The sequence below is a fragment of the uncultured Aurantimicrobium sp. genome (assembly GCF_936931525.1).
In the GTDB taxonomy this organism is placed as follows: Bacteria; Actinomycetota; Actinomycetes; order Actinomycetales; family Microbacteriaceae; genus Aurantimicrobium.
Genome location: NZ_CAKZII010000065.1, coordinates 1 through 3,421, shown reverse-complemented (window position 1 = coordinate 3,421; position 3,421 = coordinate 1). Strand labels below are relative to the sequence as shown.

General features: G+C 56.1%; 3 protein-coding genes and 1 pseudogene. All 4 read right to left on the bottom strand.

Annotated elements, in window-relative coordinates; translation table 11 throughout:
• Positions 1-333: pseudogene (locus tag Q0362_RS02855) on the bottom strand (DUF2130 domain-containing protein); the annotation flags it as partial.
• 118 nt (positions 334-451) lie between these two features.
• On the bottom strand, positions 452-2,056 hold the full coding sequence (locus tag Q0362_RS02850) for an ADP-ribosylglycohydrolase family protein (RefSeq protein ID WP_298119559.1): 1,605 nt from the start codon (positions 2,054-2,056) through the stop codon (positions 452-454).
• 53 nt (positions 2,057-2,109) lie between these two features.
• On the bottom strand, positions 2,110-2,643 hold the full coding sequence (locus Q0362_RS02845; RefSeq protein WP_298119557.1) for a dual specificity protein phosphatase family protein: 534 nt from the start codon (positions 2,641-2,643) through the stop codon (positions 2,110-2,112).
• 105 nt (positions 2,644-2,748) lie between these two features.
• A partial coding sequence (locus tag Q0362_RS02840; RefSeq protein ID WP_298119554.1) for an ARPP-1 family domain-containing protein occupies positions 2,749-3,421 on the bottom strand: 673 nt, incomplete at its 5' end.

Below are 3,421 nucleotides of genomic sequence, written 5' to 3'. Positions count from 1 at the left end.
GAGTTCCACCTCGTGCTTGAAATCGTCACGCTCTTGCTTTACTTCTGCGAGCGCTTCTGTCACAGCTAGCTTCTTATCGAGCTCTGTCTTGCTCAGTTCTGCAGCAAGGCGCTGGATTTCGTTCTCTTTCTCAGCAACCTCAGCTTCGAGCTTTTGTGCGACCTGAATCTTGGCCAGTTCAATTTCTGACTCTTTAATCTTCTCAGCATCATGAAGACGCTGTTCTAGCTCAGCATCGAACTCGTGTGTGCGGACCTGAGAAAGAATGTCGGCATAGCCTGCCTCATCGATCTTGAATGCTTTGTTGCAGTGTGGACAAACAATTTCATGCATGTGATGCCTCTTCCTCCCAGGTCACGACCACCGCAACCTTGTTCTGTGTTCCCCTGTGCTGTGGTCGTTGCTTTCAGCTTAGGGTTTATGTGCTTTATCTGGTGGGGCTATGTGTTCTTTAGCGTGGCTGAATCGCGTGGAGAATCATCTCGTCGGTCCACTGCTGGTTCAGAATGTCTCGCTGTTCGAAGCGGTCCATATCTTCCATGCCTTCGACCTCTTGGGGGTCGTCGAGCAGACTGTCAATGAACGCATCGCGCTCGTCTGGATCAAGGGTGTTGCTCATGTTTACTGTCCTCTCGGTGAGTGTTTTCAGGACGTCAAAGAACTCCTGATTGTGTTGCGGGTTAGGAAGTGCGTTCCGCACTTCCTGCCATGCCTGGTCAAAGGCAATGTTCTTGTGAAGGATTGAGTAGGCAATCGCTGCTGCTGGCGTGCGATTGTGTGCTGCCACACAGTGGATTACAACCTTCTTGCCTTCTTCGCGAAGCTTGGCCACGGTGTGGGCAGCATCACGCAGTACAGCTACGGTGTCGAGGTTGTGCCCTGGCTCAACAAAGAGCCAGAACTCAAACACTTCTGCGCCCTGGACCTGCTCTGTGCCCACCCGGCACATCGACACCACAGCATCGATATCTGCGGGCATCTCCTCTAATGCAGTAAGAGATGCCAGATAGACACCGTCATCGTGGGGGTGCTGAACCCACACGTTTTCATGGGTGCCTGACATCTGTGTGCTCAAAGGCCAACCGGTTACTTCATGCTGGTCCTTCCCCGAGGCACACAGCACACCAAGGTTCAGCAGGTCACGGTAGTTCAGCCCTGGCCAACCGTGGATCACTCGACGCCACTGGGCAGGAATCCTGGAGGTTCCTACCCAGGCGCCAATCAACGATCCAGCGATGGCCGCGACAGTGTCCGTGTCTCCCCCGCCACGGACAGCACGTTCCAGTATTGGAACGATGCCTTCTCCTGCTTCCCTGCCGTGATGGATTGCAGACCATGCACCTTGGAACGCAGTGACCACCCAGCCATTTGTTCGGTGGAAATCTTCTGGCTGCTTGGTTTCTGCTTCTTTGATGCGGCTCTTCCAGAGCTGCACGGCGTCATAGTCCAATTCGTTCAGGCCAATACGAATATCGAGTTCTCCTGTGACCACTGCATGGCGAATGGCATGGCACCACAGCACACACGCCTGGGCGGCATCTTCTTCCCAGTGCGTGAGCTGAGCAATGCGGGTTGCGGCCTCTGTCAGACTCTGGGGGTCTGACAGATAGGCCAAGGCAACTGGTGCGGTGCGCATCAGCGCACCGTTTCCGCCAGAACGACCAGACTCTTCATGGAGGGTGCGCGACGCTTCTCTAGCTGCTTCTTCCGTGGTGACTTTCAGGCTGCGCAAAACACGAGAGGTCTGAACCCCCACATCCTTGGCTTCTGCTGCCCAGTTCTTCCAAACCGAGACGATTCGGCCCAAGGTGTCCGAATCCAGAAGATCTGCGCCGTTCGCAAACTCCTGCGCAATAGGAATAGCCATGCTGGTGTCGTCGGTCCATTCGCCTGGTTCCCAGCCGAAGGCGCCGCCCCCGACCATGCCAATCTCTTGGGTTAGTGGGATAGGGCCGCCGAATTCATAGGCGGCACCGAGGGCATCGCCACAGGCGAGGCCCACCAGAGTGCCCACTGCTCGGTCATTGAATCCAACGTTCTTTTTCTTATTGGTCATATGAAGTCTCGTTTCTGTCTGTGTGTGAGTGTTCATGCGGAGGGCGAGAAGCGTTAGCTTCTCCACTCCTCAGCGTTGGTGGCCAGGAGCCACTTCTCAAAGGTGCTGTTACACAGCGCGGCTTGGCCGCGCTGTGAGCGAATAAGGTGGATTGCTTCAGCGGGGGTGTAGCCCTCGCGAATGAGAACAAGAGCCATGACAAGTCCAGAGCGGTTAAGCCCGGCCTGGCAGCGGATCAAGACGCGCTTGCCTTCTTTCCACTGGCGGTGAGAGATTGTGACGATGTCACGAAGGTCCTCGGTGTTGAAATCCGACATGTCATGGTCATAGAAACCAAAGCGCATTTCACGAACAAACCAGTCCACCGGGTTCGCTGAGGCATACATCGTGGCAACAAAGTCGAAGTCTTCGGCACCGACGCCGAGCTTGCCCGTGCCGTAGTGGATGACGTCGTAGTCAGCGGTGCCGCCCTGCCACAGGCCTGGCAGGATTTCACTCCAGAGCTGCTCTGGATAGTTGACGGCATAACGTGGTGCTTCAAGTGAAGCCAAGATGGCTTGAGCGTCAATGGTCTTGTTCTCTAACATGTGGATCTCCCTCTAGTTATGTATGTATTTCACGAGTACTTTTGTTGAGCAACTGGGCCCAGCATCCCCCCAAATAGAAATGCTGGGTCCAGCCTTTCTTTCTGGCTACACAGCAGCCAGAAGTGGGTGGGCGCCGTTAAACACGGCGGCGTGGATCAGACCAAAGCTCACCGCAAAGCTGTTCACAGCGAGCGGACCTACCGGGGTCTGAATCTCTTGAGGCTGCTTGAGGTCTTCTCCGATAGGAGTGCGCTCCAGCGAAGCAGCGAAGTCTCGTGCTGCCCAGCTCGGGGTCTGGTGTTGGGGAGCCTCGAGAGCTTCATAACGAGCGGCTTCGATGATGCCTTCCCAGCGGGCGGCCAGGCCATCGGTGTTGCCGAAGAACTCGGCTGCGGCGACATAGCCGCCAATACCGATGATGACGCCGCGCTGGCCGGGGAGCATCGAGGGCATTGGTCGTGCTGAGTCATTCATGCCCACTGCTTGGTTCATGGACTCCATCAGAGAGTGACCGTCAACAAAACCGCGAGCTTGTTCGTTACGTCGAATGCGATCCCAGACTCCCCCTTGGACATGGGTTCCCGCAGCATTGCCCTGAACGTCTTCGCAGTTCAACGTGGCGAAGGTGTTCATCATGCTGTACTGAACACCCATAGGAGCGCGGCGGCGGGTTGCTTGGTGAAGACCCGTGCCGTGCCAGCGACCTTCTTCAACACATGCCACGGGAACTTCGCGCTGCTCACCACGAGCCAAAACCAGGCTGCGTGTGAGGACGCGG